This window comes from Sphingomonas sp. NIBR02145 (genome assembly GCF_027359115.1).
Classification (GTDB): Bacteria; Pseudomonadota; Alphaproteobacteria; order Sphingomonadales; family Sphingomonadaceae; genus Sphingomonas; species Sphingomonas kyeonggiensis_A.
The window spans coordinates 750,439-768,858 of sequence record NZ_CP114791.1 but is presented as its reverse complement, the minus strand read 5'-3'; the positions used below and the strand labels follow the sequence as shown (position 1 = coordinate 768,858).

12 protein-coding genes and 1 tRNA gene are annotated in these 18,420 nt (G+C 63.9%); 6 read left to right on the top strand and 7 right to left on the bottom strand.

What is annotated here, in order from left to right; translation table 11 throughout:
• Positions 1-3: 3 nt before the first annotated feature.
• From O3305_RS03530 to dnaE, 3 genes are all read right to left on the bottom strand, one after another.
• Entirely contained in the window at positions 4-1,443 is a 1,440-nt protein-coding gene (locus tag O3305_RS03530; protein WP_269575175.1) for a hypothetical protein, read from the bottom strand.
• A 61-nt stretch (positions 1,444-1,504) separates the two neighbouring features.
• Positions 1,505-3,097 carry a long-chain fatty acid--CoA ligase gene (locus O3305_RS03525; protein ID WP_269575174.1) on the bottom strand — a complete coding sequence of 531 codons (1,593 nt, stop codon included), beginning with the start codon at positions 3,095-3,097 and terminating at the stop codon, positions 1,505-1,507.
• 239 nt (positions 3,098-3,336) lie between these two features.
• Positions 3,337-6,810: a DNA polymerase III subunit alpha gene (dnaE, locus tag O3305_RS03520; protein ID WP_269575173.1), complete on the bottom strand. Its 3,474-nt coding sequence runs from the start codon at positions 6,808-6,810 to the stop codon at positions 3,337-3,339.
• A gap of 310 nt (positions 6,811-7,120) precedes the next feature.
• Here dnaE and O3305_RS03515 point away from each other — a divergent pair, with 310 nt between their 5' ends.
• Positions 7,121-7,606 (top strand): hypothetical protein, encoded by a 486-nt coding sequence (locus O3305_RS03515; protein ID WP_269575172.1) that lies wholly within the window; start codon positions 7,121-7,123, stop codon positions 7,604-7,606.
• A 1-nt stretch (position 7,607) separates the two neighbouring features.
• Positions 7,608-8,036: a hypothetical protein gene (locus O3305_RS03510; protein ID WP_269575171.1), complete on the top strand. Its 429-nt coding sequence runs from the start codon at positions 7,608-7,610 to the stop codon at positions 8,034-8,036.
• 91 nt (positions 8,037-8,127) lie between these two features.
• On the opposite strand, the gene O3305_RS03505 is transcribed toward O3305_RS03510, so the two are convergent.
• Positions 8,128-9,198, bottom strand: a complete 1,071-nt coding sequence (locus tag O3305_RS03505) for an FtsW/RodA/SpoVE family cell cycle protein (protein ID WP_269575170.1) — start codon at positions 9,196-9,198, stop codon at positions 8,128-8,130.
• The gene (locus O3305_RS03500; protein ID WP_269575169.1) at positions 9,195-9,494 is read right to left on the bottom strand and encodes a PadR family transcriptional regulator; all 300 of its coding nucleotides are present in this window, start codon (positions 9,492-9,494) and stop codon (positions 9,195-9,197) included. Before O3305_RS03500 ends, O3305_RS03505 begins: the two co-directional genes overlap by 4 nt.
• 164 nt (positions 9,495-9,658) lie before the next feature.
• On the opposite strand from O3305_RS03500, the gene gyrA reads away from it, so the two are divergent.
• The 3 genes from gyrA to O3305_RS03485 all read left to right on the top strand — a co-directional run bounded on the left by gyrA (position 9,659) and on the right by O3305_RS03485 (position 13,145).
• Positions 9,659-12,427 carry a DNA gyrase subunit A gene (gene gyrA / locus O3305_RS03495; protein ID WP_269576441.1) on the top strand — a complete coding sequence of 923 codons (2,769 nt, stop codon included), beginning with the start codon at positions 9,659-9,661 and terminating at the stop codon, positions 12,425-12,427.
• A 109-nt stretch (positions 12,428-12,536) separates the two neighbouring features.
• Complete coding sequence (locus tag O3305_RS03490; protein WP_269575168.1) at positions 12,537-12,884, top strand: DUF952 domain-containing protein; 348 nt, start codon at positions 12,537-12,539, stop codon at positions 12,882-12,884.
• Positions 12,885-13,070: 186 nt separating this feature from the next.
• Positions 13,071-13,145: transfer RNA gene (locus O3305_RS03485), tRNA-Glu, on the top strand.
• A 214-nt stretch (positions 13,146-13,359) separates the two neighbouring features.
• Here the strand turns inward: O3305_RS03485 and O3305_RS03480 are convergent.
• Both O3305_RS03480 and O3305_RS03475 read right to left on the bottom strand, forming a co-directional pair.
• The gene (locus O3305_RS03480; protein WP_269575167.1) at positions 13,360-14,208 is read right to left on the bottom strand and encodes a DUF4238 domain-containing protein; all 849 of its coding nucleotides are present in this window, start codon (positions 14,206-14,208) and stop codon (positions 13,360-13,362) included.
• A gap of 52 nt (positions 14,209-14,260) precedes the next feature.
• Positions 14,261-16,537, bottom strand: coding sequence for an AAA family ATPase (locus tag O3305_RS03475; RefSeq protein ID WP_269575166.1), 2,277 nt, complete (start codon positions 16,535-16,537; stop codon positions 14,261-14,263).
• A 196-nt stretch (positions 16,538-16,733) separates the two neighbouring features.
• Between O3305_RS03475 and O3305_RS03470 the strand changes: the two genes are divergently transcribed.
• Entirely contained in the window at positions 16,734-18,209 is a 1,476-nt protein-coding gene (locus O3305_RS03470; protein ID WP_269575165.1) for an ATP-binding protein, read from the top strand.
• Positions 18,210-18,420: the final 211 nt, after the last annotated feature.

Genomic DNA, 18,420 nt, shown 5'->3' with positions numbered 1-18,420 from the left:
AGGTCAGGACAAGATCAGCCGCCCGTCCTTGCGGGTGAAGGCGACACCCGTCGCTTCGAACAGCCCGGCCAGGAAGGCGGCAGGATCGTCCACGCCCTTGTCGAGATACTCGCGGACCTTTGCGGTCAACGCCGGATCGCTCGCCGCCGCGAAGGCCGCCAGCCAGTCGGCTTGATCGACCTTCCCATCCGCCCGATTGGCATCGATCAGCCCGCGGATCCAGGTGAAGGCATCGGCATTGGGATCGCGCTTCCGCGCCGCCGCTTCCGCCGCGAGCAGCAGCGTCGCTCCGCAGGCATAGTTGGTGCGCATGTCGCCCCGTGCCGAAGCGCCCGACAGCGGCAGTCCGGGGCCATTGTTCTTGATGCAATCGTCGACTTCGCGCTGCAGTTCCCCGCGCGCATCATAGCCGGGCACCAGCTGCTGGAGCGCGCGGATTGCCAGCACATCGGCCGTGCCTTCGGTGATCCAGGCATCGGCGCGGCGCTCATAGCTGACCGTCTGCCCCATCCAGAAATGCGCGCTTTCATGCCCGATGAACCAGCGCAGCCTGGACAGGCCGGCGGGCGAGGAATCCGCCGTCTTCGTCCCGCTGATCCGCATCACCACGGTACCTTCAAGTACGCTGCCGCCATAGGACTGGCCGGGCATGTCCGCGCCGCCCCAGGCAACCAGCGCCATCGGTCGGCCGGAAGCATTGGGGCCGAGACGGTCGCGATACAGCGCGAACAGGCGCGGGGTGAAATCGTTGAGCTCTGTGCGGATCCATGCCGGCAGGCCGGGATCGAGGATGCCGGCGAACGCCGCCGTCTCGATCGGCCGGGCCGGGCCCGAATAGGCATAGGCGCCCGCCCCTTCGAAATCGCCTCGTGCCTGGTCCGGGGTCGTCATGCCCTTGTAGAGCAAAGTCCCTCCCGGATTGGCGATAGCCAGCGTCCCACGCGGGTTCTCGATCTTCAGGTCGTTGAGGTCCGAGGGCAGCACCGCGGCATCGGCCGCCGCCTTGAGCGGCACCAGTCCGTAGTGCGCGTCATAAACCGCGACGCCACCATCCGAGAACAGCAGATAGGGTGTGTAGTCGGCCTTGAGCGACTGGCCGTAGGGCTTGATCCGGATGCGAACGCGCTGCAGCATCCCCTTGCTGGCGGCGAGCACATCGTAATTGCCTTGCCGCTCCAGCTTCACGCCCGGCGTCTCCACCGTCCAGCTGTCGAGCCGCCACGAGGCTCCGTCGAGCTTGGGGAAGGAGCGCAGGAAGAACCAGGCAGATGCCTTGCGACGGAAGCGATAGTCGAGAACCCAGCTGCCATCCTTCTGGCGCGTGAGCGTGGCGTCGAAATCCGCCCTGGCCGCGACGACCGGATGGGAAGCCGGTTTCGCAACCGCAGGGGCCACGAGCGACATCAGGGCGCCCGCCATGCCCAGCAGGATCCTACGCTTCACAAGTCCCTCCACCCTGGTGTGTTATTATTACACCACACCAGATGGAAGGAGTCACCCGAAATCAGGCGGCCGCCAGCTTGAAGTCCTTGTACTGGGCCCGGATCGCGGTCTTGAGCAGCTTTCCGGTGGCGGTGTGCGGCAGGCCCTCGACGAAATGGACCTCGTCGGGCAGCCACCATTTGGCCACCTGGCTCGCGAGATGCGCCTGCACCTGCTCGGCGGTCACGTCGCTGCCCGGCTTGCGGACGACCAGCAGGATCGGCCGCTCCTCCCATTTCGGGTGATAGACCCCGATCGCCGCCGCCTCCGCCACACCCGCGCAGCCGACCGCCGCATTCTCCAGGTCGACAGAGCTGATCCACTCGCCGCCGGACTTGATGACGTCCTTGGCGCGATCGGTGATCTGCATGGTGCCGTCCGGATGCAGCACAGAGACGTCGCCGGTGTCGAACCAGTTATCGGGATCGACCGCGGATTCATCCGCCTTGAAATAGCGCTCGACGATCCACGGACCGCGCACCTGGAGCCGGCCCGAGCTCTTGCCGTCGCGCGGCTGCACATTGCCCTCGTCATCGACCACGCGCAGCTCGACGCCGTACGGCACCTTGCCCTGCTTGCAGACCTGGTCGACCTGCTCCTCGAAGCTGAGATCGTCCCAGTTCCACGAAGGCGCACCCATCGTGCCGATAGGCGAGGTCTCGGTCATGCCCCAGGCGTGATTGACGCGGATGCCCATCTTCATCAGCCGCTCGATCATCGCGCGCGGCGCGGCCGATCCGCCGATGGTCACGATCTTGAGGTGCTTCGGCTCCTCGCCGGTCGCGTCCATATGCTGGAACATCGCGAACCAGACGGTGGGCACGCCGGCGGTGTGGGTCACCTTCTCGCGGTTCATCAGGTCGCACAGCACCAGCGGGTCGTTGACCGCCGAGAAGACGAACTTGATCCCGGCAGCCGCGCCGGCCCAGGGCAGGCCCCAGCCGACCGCGTGGAACATCGGCACGATCGGCATCGCCACGGCCCGCGCCGACAGGTCGAACACGTCGGGCTGCATCTCGGCGATCGCATGGATCACGCTGGAGCGGTGGGTATAGACCACGCCCTTGGGATTGCCGGTTGTGCCACTGGTATAGCAGATCATGCAGGGCTCGCGCTCGTCGCCCTTCACCCAGTCGTAATTGCCGTCCTCGGCCGCGAGCAGCGCCTCGAAGCCGTCCGGCCCGTCGCTGTCGAAGCAGTAATAATGCTCGATCGTCGTCCATTGCGGCTTCAGCTTCTCGACCAAAGGCGCGAAGGCGCGGTCGTAGAACAACACCTTGTCCTCGGCATGGTTGGCGATGAAGGCGAGCTGGTCCTCGAACAGGCGCGGATTGATCGTATGGATCAGCCCGCCCATGCCGGCGGTGCCATACCAGGCGACGAGGTGGCGGCCATGGTTCATCGCCAGCGTGGCGACGCGGTCGCCCCTCTTCACCCCGAGCCGTTCCAGTGCCTGGGCGAGCTTGCGGCTGTCACGGGCGATGCCGGCCCAGGTGGTCCGCGTCTCGCTGCCGTCGGCCCAGCGGGTGACAATCTCCCGCCCCCAATGCTCGCGCGCGGCGTGATCGAGCAGCGTGGTAACGCGCAGCTCGAAATCCTGCATTCCACCCAGCATTCTGGCTCTCCATACCGATTTTTCGATAGCGTAACCTGCGGATGGCGCGGGTGTCGAGAGCGGGGCGTGTAAGGAAGGGTTTCGGGCAATACCCAAAAGCCCTCTCCCTTTGGGAGAGGGTTGGGTGAGGGCAGCCCGTCCGCGAGCGCATCGCTTGAAAGGAGCGCCTGCCCTCATCCTTCCCACCGCCTTTGGCGGCGGGCCCCTCCCTTCTCCCAAAGGGAGAAGGGGTAATGTGCCTAAGCCGCCTCGGCCAGCTTCGCCGCCGCGCTCTTCAGCGTTGCCCAGCGGATGCCAGGGACATTCTCGATCTTCTGGCGCAGTTCGCCATCAAGCCGGAAGTCGCGGCCCAGCACGATATCCGCCGTGCCGCCCGGAATGCCGACATGCACGACGACTTCGCCGCGCCCGCCACGCTGATCGCTGATGATGCCCGCGAGGATCGCAACCGCATGAACATCGTCGATGGTCACGTCGAGCACCAGCCTTGCCGTGTTGGCAAGGCTCTCGATGCTCTGGACGCGCTTGATCGAAACGCGCGGCGTATCTTCGCCGGCGCGCTTGTCGAGCTCCACCGTCAGCACCGCGCAACCGCCTTCGCGGGCGCAGCGCTCGAGATCGGGGACGGCGCTGTCCTCGAAGCAGCTGGCGATGGTCTGGGCCGACTTGTCCGAGATCGACGCCATCACGTAGCGATTGCCGCGCGCCGAGGTGCGGGGACGGCAATCCTCGACCAGCACCGCAAGCGTGGCGCCCACGCGCGTGCCGGGCGGCACGTCCACCTCGTTCAGCGACACGATATCGATCGCGCCGAAAGTCCTGGCGAGGTGCTGGAAACGATCGAGCGGATGCGCCTGGAAATAGAAGCCAAAGGCTTCCCGCTCATACCCGGTCCGGTCGGAGGTCGACCAATAGACATCATCGGCAACGCGGATCTCGTCGCCGGCAGGCTTGGTGAGCATATCGAAGGACGCCTGGAAGCTGTTCCGCTCCCCATGCGAGCGCTGGCAGACCGCCATGATGAGCTCAGCCGCGCCATAGACGCCGGCCCGATTGTCGTTGATCGAATCGAAAGCGCCCGAGGCAGCCAGGGTTTCGAGCTGCCGCTTGTTGATCAGCTGCGGATTGGTGCGCAGCGCGAAGTCGTCGAGCGACTTGTAGACCCCGCGCTCCTCGCGATCGCGCACCAGCTCTTCCATCGCGCCTTCGCCCACGCCCTTGAGCGCGCCCAGCGCATAGCGGACCGCCAGCCCCTCCTCGGTCTTCTCGACGAAGAAATCGGCCTGGCTGCGATTGATGTCGGGTGACAGATAGCTGATCCCGAGCCGCTTCATGTCATCGACGAAGATCGCCAGCTTGTCGGTCTGGTGGATATCGTACGCCATCGACGCGGCGAAGAACTCGTGCGGATGATGCGCCTTGAGCCACGCCGTCTGGTACGCGAGTAGCGCATAGGCAGCTGCGTGCGACTTGTTGAAGCCGTAGCCGGCGAACTTGTCGATCAAGTCGAACAGCTCGTTGGCCTTGGCCGGCTTGATGCCGTTATGCTCGGCGCAGCCCTTCACGAAGGTCTCGCGCTGGGCGTCCATCTCCGCCTTGATCTTCTTGCCCATCGCGCGACGCAGCATGTCTGCGCCACCGAGCGAATAGCCGGCCAGGATCTGGGCGGCCTGCATCACCTGCTCCTGATAGACGAAGATCCCGTAGGTCTCGTTCAGGATCGGCTCGAGCAGGTCGTGCGGATAGATGATCTCCTCGCGCCCGGCCTTGCGGTGGCCGAAGCTCGGGATGTTGTCCATCGGGCCCGGGCGGTAGAGCGACACGAGCGCGATGATGTCGCCGAAGTTCGTCGGACGCACCGCGGTCAGCGTGCGCCGCATGCCTTCCGATTCCAGCTGGAACACGCCCACCGTGTCGCCGCGCTGGAGCAGGTCATAGACTTCGGTATCGTCCCAGGGCAGCGCATCGAGATCCACGTCGAGCCCGCGATCGGCGAGCAGCTCGACCGCCTTCTTGAGCACCGACAGCGTCTTGAGGCCGAGAAAGTCGAACTTCACCAGGCCCGCGCCTTCGACATATTTCATGTCGAACTGAGTCACCGGCATGTCCGAGCGCGGATCGCGGTAGAGCGGGACCAGCTGCGACAGCGGGCGATCGCCGATCACCACGCCGGCGGCGTGCGTCGACGAGTGGCTCGGCAGACCCTCCAGCCGCATCGAGAGATCGACGAGGTACTTGATCTCTTTGTGGTTGTTATACTCGGCCAGGAACTCGCCGACGCCGTTCAGCGTGCGCTCGAGCGTCCAGGGATCCGTCGGGTGGTTCGGGATCTGCTTGGCCAGCCGGTCGATCTGGCCATAGCTCATCTGCAGCACGCGGCCGACGTTCTTGACCACCGCGCGCGCCTTCATCGTACCGAAGGTGATGATCTGCGCGACGTGATCGGCGCCGTATTTCTGCTGGACGTAGCGGATCACTTCGCCACGCCTTGTTTCGCAGAAGTCGATGTCGAAGTCGGGCATCGAGACGCGTTCCGGGTTCAGGAAGCGCTCGAAGAGCAGGCCGAGCTTGAGCGGGTCGAGATCGGTGATGGTCAGCGCCCAGGCGACCGCCGAGCCTGCGCCCGAACCACGGCCCGGCCCCACCGGAATGTCGTGCGCCTTCGCCCATTGGATGAAGTCGGCAACGATCAGGAAATAGCCCGGGAAGCCCATCTGGATGATGATGTCGAGCTCGAACTGGAGCCGTTCGTTATACGCTTTGCGTTCTTCCGGATCGGTGATCCCGGCCTTCTCAAAGCGCTTTTCCAACCCCTGCCAGCTGAGATCGCGCAATGCCTGGGCCTCGCCCTCACGGTCGCCCGCAAGGCTGGGCAGGATCGGCTTGCGCTTGGGCGCGGTACAGGCGCAGCGCTGGGCGATGACGAGCGTATTCGCGATGGCCTCGGGCAGGTCCGAGAACAGGCTCTTCATCTCGTTCGCCGGCTTGATCCAGGCGTCGGGCGAGGAACGCGGGCGATCGTCGGTCGCGATGTATGAGCTGTTGGCGATGCACAGCATCGCATCATGCGCTTCGTGGAAGGTCGGCTCGGCGAAGCAGCTTGGGTTGGTGGCGACCAGCGGCAGGTTCCGGTCATAGGCCAGATCGAGCAGCCTGGGCTCCGCCCTGCCCTCGATCTCGTCCAGGCGCCGGACGATCTCGATATAGAGCCGGTCGCCGAACAGCGACTCGAGTCGGCTGGCATAATAGGCAGCCGCGCTGTCCTGCTGCTCGGCATAGAGCCGCGCCAGCGCACCCTCGCGCCCCGCGGTCAGGCAGATCAGGCCGTCGGTTCGCCCTTCGAGCGCGTCGAAGGGGATATGCGCCTCTTCCTCGAGCGGGCGATCGAGATGCGCCATCGAGACGAGGTCGCACAGGTTGAGATAGCCGGCATCGTCCTGCGCATAGAGCGCCAGCCAGTCGATCGGCGCCGCGACTCCGTCGGGCATGTTCGGGCGTTTGACCGCGAGCAGCGTGCCGATGATCGGCTGGATGCCCGACTTCATCGCCGCATCGCCGAAGCTCATCGAGGCATAGAGGCCGTTGCGATCGGCCACCGCGATCGCCGGAAAACCGAGTTCCTTCGCCCGCTTGGGGATCGCCTTGGGTTCGATCGCGCCCTCCAGCATGGTGAAGGACGAGAAGACCCGAAGCGGAACGAAGCCGGAATGCATCGCCCGATATTAGGGGGCCGCCCTCCGTGGCGCTACCCGTGGGGAGCGTTTTCCACAATTTTCAAGCGTTTGGGCTCAGGATTCTTCCCTACGCGCGGACTCGGACGGGTGCTCTCCTGAATGGAAGCCCGCGCCGGGCTGGTTCAGAACATAGTTAATGGCAGTAAACATTTCGTCGATGGAACAGAACGGTTCATCGGCGGATCAGAATTGGGCGTTATTATGGCAACTATAAGGCAAGCAAAGAAACCCGATGAGGTTTCAGTGACTTACCAGCATGAAAACCCTGTTTTCTGACGAGTCGAAACCCATGAACGCTCTTTACCATGGTAGCGAACTTTGCGAGGTCGATGCGGACGGAAACGTCGCCATCCCGGCCTTTCTCGAAGCCGCCCTCACCCCCGAAACCAGCCCCGAGATCATCGTCGCCAAGCATCAGGGCGACAGCTGCCTGGTCGGCTATGGCCGCGAGCATCTCGCCACCCTTGCCGAGCGCGCCGAGCGCCGCCGGCTGGCGGAGGAAGCCCGGGGCGAGGAAGCCCGCAGCCACTATCACCGCATGCGCGGCACTTTCGGCCTTTCCGAGCGGATGAAGCGCGAAGGCAAGGGCCTTCGCATCCCCGCGGCGATGCGCCATCTCGGCCGCATCGACGATCTGGCGTTGTTCGTCGGCGCCGGAGACAGCTTCGAAATCTGGAACCCCGCGCTCGCGCTCGAAAGTGACGACGAGCATTTCCGCGCCCTGGCCGAGTTCCGGCTGCGGACGCGCGGCACCAAGTCCAAGGGAGTGCATTGAGATGAGTATCCGCTGCAACATGATGGGCCACACCGCCGGCACGACCCATCACCACAACCAGGGCCTCGATTTCGCAACCTGCCACCATTGCGGCTGCGACCTGATCCGCCCGGACGGTGGCGAGTGGAGCGAAGTACCCGAGGGCTTCCAGGTGGTGTGGCGCGAATTCGGCCGGACCGGCGACGCCGCCTCGGTCGCCGAGCGGATGGCCCGCATGGCGCCCCCACCCCGCCGCCGCGAAGCGCGCAACGCTCGCCCCAAGCCGCGCCGTGATGCGCGCGGTCGCCCTTTCTCGGCAGGTTTCGGCATGGTCGGCGCGCTCGCCAATCTCGGCAAGCTGGTCGGCAGCGATGTCGAGGACGACACCACCGGCATCGAGGCCAGCGGCCAGTATGTCATCCGCCTGCCGCACACCGGCACAACCCATTAAGGACCGCGCTTCCGCGTAGCGTACCGGTAGTACGCGCGGTCCCGGACCCGGTGGCGGGGTGCACCTCCTCCCGCCCCGCCACCGGCCTCTCTCATGCGACGTTGGTGCGCAACACCTCCCGTCCCATACCGCGCCTGGCCTTGCGCGCTACCGGATCGGCGGCACCCAGAACTCCGGACAGGCCGGCAAGGCACAGCAGGTAGCCGACAATGGCACTGCCGCCATAGCCGACGAGCGGCGTCGGATAATTGCCCATGGCCGCCGCCAGGATGATTGCCAGCCATACTCCGCCAAATGCCGCTAAGCCGGGATCACGCCGCCACCCCGCGAGCGCCGGCACCAGCAGAAGCGCCGATCCCGCGAGCACCATCATGCCGGCAAGCGGATGGAGGTAGAATGCCGTGAAAAGGATCTGATCGACATAGGGCATCGCCGGCTGGACGTCGGGCTGCAGCATCGCGGCGACAAAGCCGATCATGACCACGGACAATGCCACAAGGACATTTCGCTCGGGCCGGACCAACGCCAGCGCGGCCAGTCCGGCCGCCAGCGCCCCGGCCATGGCACGGTCGGGCTGCAGGGCCAGCGCGAGTGTCGCGGCCACTACGCCGAGGCCGGACAGTCGATCCCGTACGCGCGCAAAGCCGATCACCAGCACCGGGACGAGAATCAGGCTCGGCTGGATGCCCAGCCCTCCGATCGATACCCAGCGTGTCGCCCCGTCATGGGAAACGCCGACCAGAGTGGTCGCAAGGAGCACCAGCCCGAGCGCGAGCACCACGGGGCCGGTGCCCAGCCAGCGAGTCTGCGGCAGATGGGTGACGATCCCGACCGCCAGGAAACCGATCGCCAGCGCCGTCAGATTGCGGAGCGGATACCCAAGCGGCGCCCCGCCGATCATCATATAGCCGATGCCAAGTCCGGTCGCGCCAATCGCGCAGAGCCCTATCAATCGCCTCGCCGTCATCCGCCCCTCTCCCATGTGAACTCGCAACGCTTCGCCAGCAGCGCCCCAGAGGCAACCAAGGGCAAAGCGCAACGCTTCGCCCGACTGCTCAATCTCCGCCGTTTCCCGGCGCATCGCCTCGCCCCAGTGGCTCAGCCGCGCCGGGAGCAGCGCCGCGGCGAGATCGGCCAATGCGGTCGCCAGCGGCCGGATCATGCCCGGTTCTCCGCCAGACCGGGCGCGCCATCGCGCAGCAGTTCGATAGCGAAGGCCCGCCCTTCCGCAGTCAAGCGATAGGCATGACGCGCCGGGCGCCCGGGCTCGCTCGGCGGCTGCCATTGCGCCTCCAGATGTCCTTTCTCCTCCAGCCGGATCAGCAGCGGATAGAGCGTGCCCGATTTGATCCCGGCGGCCCGCCCCAGCGAATAGCCATGCGACCAGTCCGCCCCGGCATCGAGCAGGATGGCGAGGACGTTGCGGGCAGCGGGTGAAAGCGCTCGATTTCGGACCATACGCAATAAATCTACCTAGGTAGATTTAGAGTCAATCCCCCGCCCAATGAAGTTATCCACCGGTTTCTCACGCGTACGCGCACGCGCGCGGGCGGGGTTGGCAGGATGCATCGGCACCGCTAGAGCCGTAGGTCACACTCAAGAACCCGAAAGCGGTGAACACTTTGACCGACGAGACCATCCTCGCCGAAGACCCCTCCGACATCACGCCGATCTCGATCGTCGATGAAATGAAGACGAGCTACCTCGATTACGCGATGAGCGTGATCGTGGCGCGCGCGCTCCCCGACGTTCGCGATGGCCTGAAGCCCGTCCACCGCCGCATCCTCTACGCCGCGCAGGAAGGCGGCTATGTCGCCGGCCGCGCCTATCGCAAGTCGGCCCGCCTGGTCGGTGACGTGATGGGTAAGTACCACCCGCACGGCGACAGCTCGATCTATGACGCAATGGCGCGCATGGCCCAGGACTGGGCGATGCGGGTGCCGCTGATCGACGGCCAGGGCAATTTCGGCTCGATGGATCCCGATCCGCCCGCCGCGATGCGTTACACGGAGGCGCGCCTTGCCAAGGTCGCCTCGGCGCTGCTCGACGATATCGAGAAGGACACGGTCGACTTCGTCCCGAACTATGACGGGTCGGAGAGCGAGCCGGCGGTCCTCCCCGCGCGCTTCCCCAATCTGCTGGTCAACGGTGCCGGCGGCATCGCGGTCGGCATGGCGACCAATATCCCGCCACACAATCTCGGCGAAGTGATCGACGCCTGCCTCGAGCACATCAAGGCGATGCTCGGCCAGCGCGAGGTGCTGACGCTCGAGGAGCTGATGGAAATCGTCCCCGGTCCGGACTTCCCGACCGGCGCGCTGATCCTCGGCCGCACGGGCTGCCGCAACGCCTATTCGACCGGCCGCGGCTCGATCATGGTCCGTTCGCGCCACGAGTTCGAGCAGCGCGGCGATCGCCGCTCGATCGTGCTCACCGAGATCCCGTACCAGCAGGGCAAGAACGCACTGGTCGAGAAGATCGCCGAGGCCGCCAAGGACAAGCGCATCGAAGGCGTGAGCGACATCCGCGACGAATCGTCGCGCGAAGGCGTCCGCATCGTCATCGACCTCAAGCGCGATGCGACCCCCGAGGTCGTCCTCAACCAAGTCTGGCGGAACACCCCTGCCCAGTCGAGCTTCCCGGCCAATATGCTCGCGATCCGCGGCGGCCGCCCGGAACTGCTCAACCTGCAGGACATCATCGAGGCCTTCGTCAAGTTCCGCGAGGAGGTCATCACCCGCCGCTCGAAGTTCGAGCTGGCCAAGGCCCGCGAGCGCGCGCACATCTTGCTCGGCCTGGTGATCGCGGTCACCAACCTCGATGAGGTGGTTAAGATCATCCGCGGTTCGTCGAGCCCGGCGGACGCACGCGACAAGCTGCTCGCACGCGAATGGCCGATCGCGGAGATCGCCCAGTACATCAAGCTGGTCGAGGCAGTCGAAACCGAAGTCACCGGCGACATCTATCGCCTGTCGGACGCTCAGGTCCGCGCGATCCTCGATCTGCGCCTGCATCGCCTGACCGCGCTCGGCCGTGACGAGATCGGCGACGAGCTAAAGGAACTGGCCGACTCGATCGCCGAGCTGCTCGAGATCCTCGGCAACCGCGCCAAGCTCTATGAAGTGATGGTCGAGGAGCTGACCACGGTCCGCGCCCTTTATGCCACCCCGCGCCGCACCGAGATCGCCCCCGCCGCCGACGGCATCGAGGACGAGGACCTGATCGAGCGCGAGGACATGGTCGTCACCGTGACCGTGCAGGGCTATATCAAGCGCACCAGCCTCGACAGCTTCCGTGCGCAGAACCGTGGCGGCAAGGGTCGCGCCGGCATGGCGACCAAGGACGAGGATGCCGTCACCGAGCTGTTCGTCACTTCGACGCACACCCCGGTGCTGTTCTTCTCGACCCTCGGCAAGGTCTATCGCATGAAGGTCTGGAAGCTGCCCGAGGGCGGCCCGGCCACCCGCGGACGGCCGATGATCAACATCCTGCCGCTGGCGGCGGGCGAGACCATCTCCACCGTGCTCCCGCTTCCCGAGGACGAGAGCGAGTGGGCGAACCTCCATGTGATGTTCGCCACCGCCAAGGGCTCGGCACGCCGCAATGCGATGGACGCGTTCAACAACGTGCCCTCGAACGGCAAGATCGCGATGAAGTTCGAAGGCGAGGACGCTGACGATCGCCTGATCGGCGTGGCGCTGCTGGAGGAAGGCGACGACGTGCTGCTCGCCACCCGCCAGGGCCGGGCGATCCGCTTCGCCGCCGATGACGTCCGCGAATTCCAGAGCCGCAACTCCACCGGCGTGCGCGGCATGAAGCTGGCCGAGGGCGACGAGGTCATTTCGCTGTCGATCCTCCACCGCGTCGGCACCACCAGCGAGGAGCGCGAGACCTATCTCCGCTTCGCGCCGTGGAAAGCCGAGAAGGAAGGCCAGCCCGATCTGGCGCCCGAGCGCTTCGACGAGCTCAAGGACCGCGAGCAGTTCATCCTCACCGTCTGCGCCAATGGCTATGGCAAGCTGAGCTCGGCCTATGAGTATCGGCGTACCGGCCGTGGCGGCCAGGGCATCACCAACATCGACAATATCGGCCGTAACGGCCCGGTGGTGGCGAGCTTCCCGGCGAGCAAGGGGCACCAGCTGATGCTGGTCACCGACCAGGCCAAGATGATCCGCATGTCGCTGGGCGACCTGCGCGTGATCGGCCGCGGATCGGCGGGCGTGCGCCTGTTCAACGTGGCGGACAACGAGCATGTCGTTTCCGCCGCGCGGATCGAAGAAAGCGAAGGCGATGCCGAGGCGGAGCTGGGTGACGGCCCGACCATCGGCGAAGCCACGCCGGACGGCACCACGAGCGAGGATCTCGCCCGTGGTCCGGAGGATGGGCAGTAAGACAGCTGGTCCCCGGCGAAAGCCGGGGACGCAGGGACAAGCAGGATATCGCAAAGCAACCCTGGGCCCCGTCTTTCGCCGGGGAGCCGGAAGCACCAGGAGACGCGCCATGCCCGACAACACCGCCTATAAGATCCTCACCGCCGAGCAGATGCACGTCCTGGAGCAGGAGGGTGTGTTCGAGGGTGCGCCGATCGACTTGGCTGACGGCTATATCCACCTCTCCACCGCCGCGCAGGTCGAGGAGACGCTGGACAAGCATTTCGCCGGCCAGACCGGCCTGTGGCTCGCCGCGGTCGATCTCGAAGCTATGGGCGACGCGGTGCAGTGGGAGCCGTCGCGCGGCGGCCAGTTGTTCCCGCACCTCTACGCGCCGCTGCCGCTTGATGTCGTGACGGCCTATAGCCAGGTCGCGTACGAGCCGGACGGCACGCTGCGCCTGCCTGTCACCGGCTAGTCCGCCGGCAGCACCGAGGCGCTCGGCGGCAATAGCGGATACCAAGGAAATACCTCCCTCCGCCTGCTACTCGCAGCCGGTGCCCGGCCGGGCCTGCCACCGAAAAGCCAAGGCGAAATATTATTCCGCTTTGGTGCTTGACGGCTTAGCCACCTACCCGTAATTGCCCGCTTCCGCAGCGCTAACGGCCCCTTCGTCTAGCGGTCAGGACGTCGCCCTCTCACGGCGAAAACACGAGTTCGATTCTCGTAGGGGTCACCAGCGTTTTCAGGCACTTAGCTGCCCTATGGCTGCACGGTCGTGCAACTTACTGCATATTTACTGCAAAACCGTAGCTGGAAATCGGCGGATTTTCACGGATTGTTCCGCACACGCGGCATTGCCTCCTGTCGGTGGAGCGCTAGCGAAAGTCTGATTCGCACCCCAATCTCGGTCACTCAGCGCGGATACGGCGCTTCCCGAAAGCGGACATAGCCTAGACACCTGTGCCGATAGTCGAGGCGAAGGCACGTTCGGCACCGAAGTCGGGCCGGTTCGAGAACAGGAAGCGCGATGCCATGAACACCTGGCCGCTATTTTCACTCTCGACCATCTCGTCGTCGAGCGTCACCGGCGACAGGCAATCGGCGAACTTGCCGAGCTTGCGGGCCGCACCCACGCGCGGATAGCAATAAAGCATCACGCGAGGCGAGATCGCGAAAACTAGGTAGGCGCTCGGCGGCAGCACGATCGAGCGCATCCATTGCCGGTTGTCGGAGCTGCGAAATGATACGGGATTGTCGGAGGTCACGAATGGCGTCGCGCTGTCGTTGCGCGCGAAGATCCAGATCGAGCCCCTGAATCGCTTCGCGAACCGCTCTACGACATCCATGTCCCAGATCAGCTCGGTGTGCAGTTCGCGCGCCTCTCCGGCATCGACCGGTACGCCTCTCTCGATTTCGGCGATCGCCGACAGAAACTCACGCGTGTCGAGCGTGCGCAGCAGTTGGACGGCAAGATAGCGGGCGACGATCCAACGATTGATGCGGGGAATCAGCACTTTCTCGGGCGGCTCCATCTGGGACAGCCATTCGAGCCATTGGCCGGTGATGAGAGAGACCTCGCCCTCCATCTCCGATAGCTGCCTTTCCATGGTGAGCGGGTCGTGGCCGTCCGCTTCGTACTGGGTCAGCCGGTAGAATTGCTTTTCGGCGGCGATCCCGCCCGGCAAGGTCCGGAAGATGCGGTCGCTCTGCTTGTCCCAAACCCAAAGTCGCCCCTGCTCATCGGCGAACCGGCGCAGGTGGAATTGCGGAACATAGTGGTGGAGCTTTGGATCGCTCACCAACGATCTCGGTGATCGCCGAGATCGTGGCGGGGCGCGATTGAAGTGAAGTCTATCGGCACAGGCGCCTCAGACCGGCGAGATGATGACTATCGACCTCCTCCATCATCTCGAGGAGAGCGCTGGCCGCGGCGCGGGTCTCCTCGAGTGTCATAGAAGAGAAGGTGAGGAGGTCGTCCAAGTTGTCGGAATGGGACTCCACCTGCGCGAGTCGCTCTAGGGCGACAAGCTTCACCTGATCCAACGCCGGATAGTCCGCGCATAGCTTCTTCACCTGTTCGGACAGGCCCATGCCCGGGCATTTGAAAGCGAGGAATACATCGAGCACGCGCCGGAGGACATTCGGCATCATATAGCCATGGTCGTAGTAGCCATTCGGGTCAGCGGTGAATTTCAGCACGTGGCTGAAGAGAAAGTGATATTCGGAATCATATTCTCGCAGAAGCCGGGACATCTCTACGATGGTCGAAGAGCGACGCGCCTGGCCCTCCGGTATCGCAACGTCGATGAACAGGAAAGTTGCGGTCGGCTCCTTGTCACCGGGAGGCCGGGCTCGCGCCTTCCAACTCTTCCGGAATTCGTTCAACGCTTGCAAATTGTGGGTAAGGATAAAAAGCTGGCTCACACCTTCCAGCCGGCTTCGCACAAGCGTGCATGCGTAGTTCAAGGCTTTGGTATCGAGACTGGAGACCGGATCGTCGACAACGACAATCATGTCCTTGAGCTGGCGTCCTTCCGCCTCGATCGATGAGAGGAAATAAGCGATGGCGATAGCCGTCTTCTCGCCTTCGCTTGGAATCCCACAAATGGGCTTGCCGTGGCGCAGCAAGACATAACCCTCTTCCGCCGGTTCGATCGTGATCTCGCCATGGCCGAGATAGGAAGCGATCAGCTTATTGATGACGCCTGCCGCAGGCCCATGTTTACGGATTTGCTGACGGAGACCTCTTGCCTCATCCGATAGGCGCTCGAGTTCGGCCGTTGCGTTGACGAGCGTGGTCGCAGCCGTCTCGACTTCACCGGCCAAGGTGGTGAACTCGACGCCACATTCCGCGACGAAGTGCTTCCGAATGGCGACCTCTGCGGCCTCCTTGCGCTTGGCGAAATTATCCGCCGTATCGTTGTGCCTGGCGAAGATTTCGTTTGTCGCGGCAATCGCTTCGGCCAGCAGCATCGCTGCTGATGCGACCTCGGCCTGGGTCGCCAGTTGCGACAGGTCTGCGGGTGCAGCGGGACGCTCTTGTTTGAATGAGAGGACGACCTCCAAGGTGTGAAGATGGCCCCGCACCATTCGTACCGCCGCGACGATCGCCTCTCGCTTCGCTTTGAATTCCACACGAAGATCGGAAGCGAGATCGTCAGATGTCGGCAGCTCGCTGGCGGCTCTCTCTACCGCGCCAATCATGGCCTGGAGACGTTCAACGGTTCGCGCGATGCGCGACACAAACTGATCGACTTGATCGTCGAAAGCCGAGGCCAAAGTGGCGCGCCTTTCCGCTGACAGGGCGTTGCCGCAGAACAGGCAGGATTCCAGAGAATGGGCCGCGTGGAACTCTTGGCCATGTTTCAACCAAAGGAGCATCTCCGGAAAGCGCTTCGCCTCCTCAAGCGCGACCGTGGTAAGCGATTGCCCGCAAATCTCGACGATGAACTGATAGGCTTTGTCGATGGTGGCAGCGTCAAAATCGATCTTCGCTATGCGTGGCTGCGGTTCGTCCAGGCGCCTGATATCTTCCGCCGCCTTGAGTTCCTCCTCCGAGAGCGCGCTGGCGCCTTCATTGTGCCAGGCCTCATAGTCCTTCGAGAAGGCCGGGGCTTCGTACTTTCGACTTCCCAGGTGGAGACGGGAGGCCGTCAGCTTGGCCCGTTCGCGCTTGAAGGTGGCGAAGGCCTTCTCGGCTGCTCGCTCGACGGTCTCGGCCAAAGTCTTCGCCGCGACCTGCTTCGCGGCGTCCTTCTCGACAGCCTCCAAACGCGTCGCCGCCTCAGCCTGGTCCGCGCCAATATAGAAGACCGCGCGTGCGCGTCCGGTGGCCCATTGAAGATTGCGTTCGATATAGTCGCAATTGAACACGAGAATGCGCCGCTCAAGCCCGGACGGTTTAGCAGGGCAGCCGAAGTAGGCACCGTCGTCGAGCGTGACCTCGAACGAGCAGCCTTCTCGTAGCTCGGGTGCCACAGCGCCTGCTTCGAGACTGGTGAAGATACGGGAAAGTGTGCTTTTTCCTGAGCCGTTGAACCCGTAGATCAGATTGTATCGACGAAACTGTAGCGGCGCTGATCGCGCATTGCGGTCAGCGAATATGCCCATTCCCTGCATCGACCGCATGTTTGTAATAATAGCCGACATCGTCCCCCATGCGGCGCATCCTCAGCGCGCCGCGACGATGTTCTTAGCGCGGTCCATTGCTGGATAGCTAGGGTGCTGCGCATATGGAGATCTACAAGAAAGCCCGAAGTGGCTAATTCTGCCACTGGTACGCCTTACGAATATCTGCCTTCATCTCCGGTGGGAGGGGACCATCATGACCGAAACCCGGCTATTCGACCTCAATATCGAGAAGATTTTGGAAGCTTGGGAGAGCGCTCATGCGGTCCGCGAGCTGATTGCCAATGCGATCGATGAGCAGCAGCTGACCGGCACTCGGGACATCGAGGTATTCAAGGACGATGCGGGCGCCTGGATCATCGGCGACTATGGACGCGGTCTCAGATACGAGCATTTCACTCAGAACGAAAATGAGGAGAAGCTACGCAACGCGGGAAAGGTGATCGGGAAGTTCGGGGTTGGCTTGAAGGACGCAATGGCAACGTTGCATCGTAACGGCGTCGAGGTCGAGATTGAGTCCGCTCACGGCGTGATCTCATTGGCCCAGGTCGCGAAGCATGGGTTCGCGGACGTCGTAACGCTTCACGCTGCGGTTCAAACTCCTTCGGATCCCTCTATGCTGGGTACGCTGGTCAGGCTTCGCCGCTTGGACGATGATCAGATGGCAAAGGCGAAAGGCTTCTTTCTGCGCTTCTCCGAGGAGGAGATGCTTGAGGAGACTCGCGTTGGCCAGATTTTGCGCCGCAAGCCGGGGCAGTCGGCACGGATATATGTCGCGGGTCTTCTGGTGGCGGAAGAGGAAGCATTTGCTTTCTCCTACAACATCACTGCGCTTACGGAGCCGATGCGTAAGGCACTAAACCGCGAGCGCACCAATGTCGGTCGTACAGCGTACACCGAGCGTGTGAAGCAGATGCTTCTCAACGCCAGCGGTGGTGAGATCGCGGTGGAGCTGGCCGATCAGTTGGTGGCACTCCAGTCCGGCGCCGGCAGCGATGAGGTCCGTTGGAAGGAGGTCGCCGTCCACGCCGTGCGCATTCTGAGTGGTCGCGGCGACTATCTATTCGTCAGCGCGGAGCAGTTGATCCACAACGCCTCCGCGATCGATCATGCCCGTGCTGACGGCCTGCGGATCATCACCATCCCTGACATCATTCAGTATGAGGTCTCGGGCATGACAGACTTGTCCGGCGCGCCAATCCGCGACTTGGGGCATTATCAGGCGGAATGGAATGACAGCTTCCAGTTCGACTTTGTGGCGGAAGCTGACCTCTCCGTGGCGGAACGCAACGTGTTCTCACGGGCACCCGAAATCGCCGCGCTCTGGGGCGGGATGCCTGAACGGGTGAAGGCAGTTCGGGTCAGCAATCGGATGCGCGTCGATTTCACCACCGGTAGCGATGCGCTCGGTCTATGGGACGGTAGCACCAGCTCGATCGTAATTCGAAGAGACCAGCTCGGATCGATGTCCGACTTTGCCGGAACGCTTTTGCATGAGATCGTGCATGCACGAACCGGCTTCGATGACGTCACGCGCGAGTTTGAATCGGCACTAACCGACGTAATCGGCGAAGCAGCAGCGGCAGCGGTTCTAGGCAATGCCGCGAACACCGACGCATCTGATGGCAATCGCCCAAGGTCGTTTCTGGATGGGTTGCTTGGTAGAAAGTGACGGGCTCCGGCGCAGATCATAATAACGCACACTGCGGCACCTCAGCGGGCTCCCTGGGTGCGGCCTTGATTAGCCGCGCGGGCACACTTGGCTCGGGCCCGAGGGCTGGCGGAGGAAGCCGTTGAGCTCCGAGCGCAGCGGTATCGCTGGGAAAAGCCCGACCTTAAGGAAGCCTCCTACTTCAGCCATCGTGCGATCGATTGATAATCGG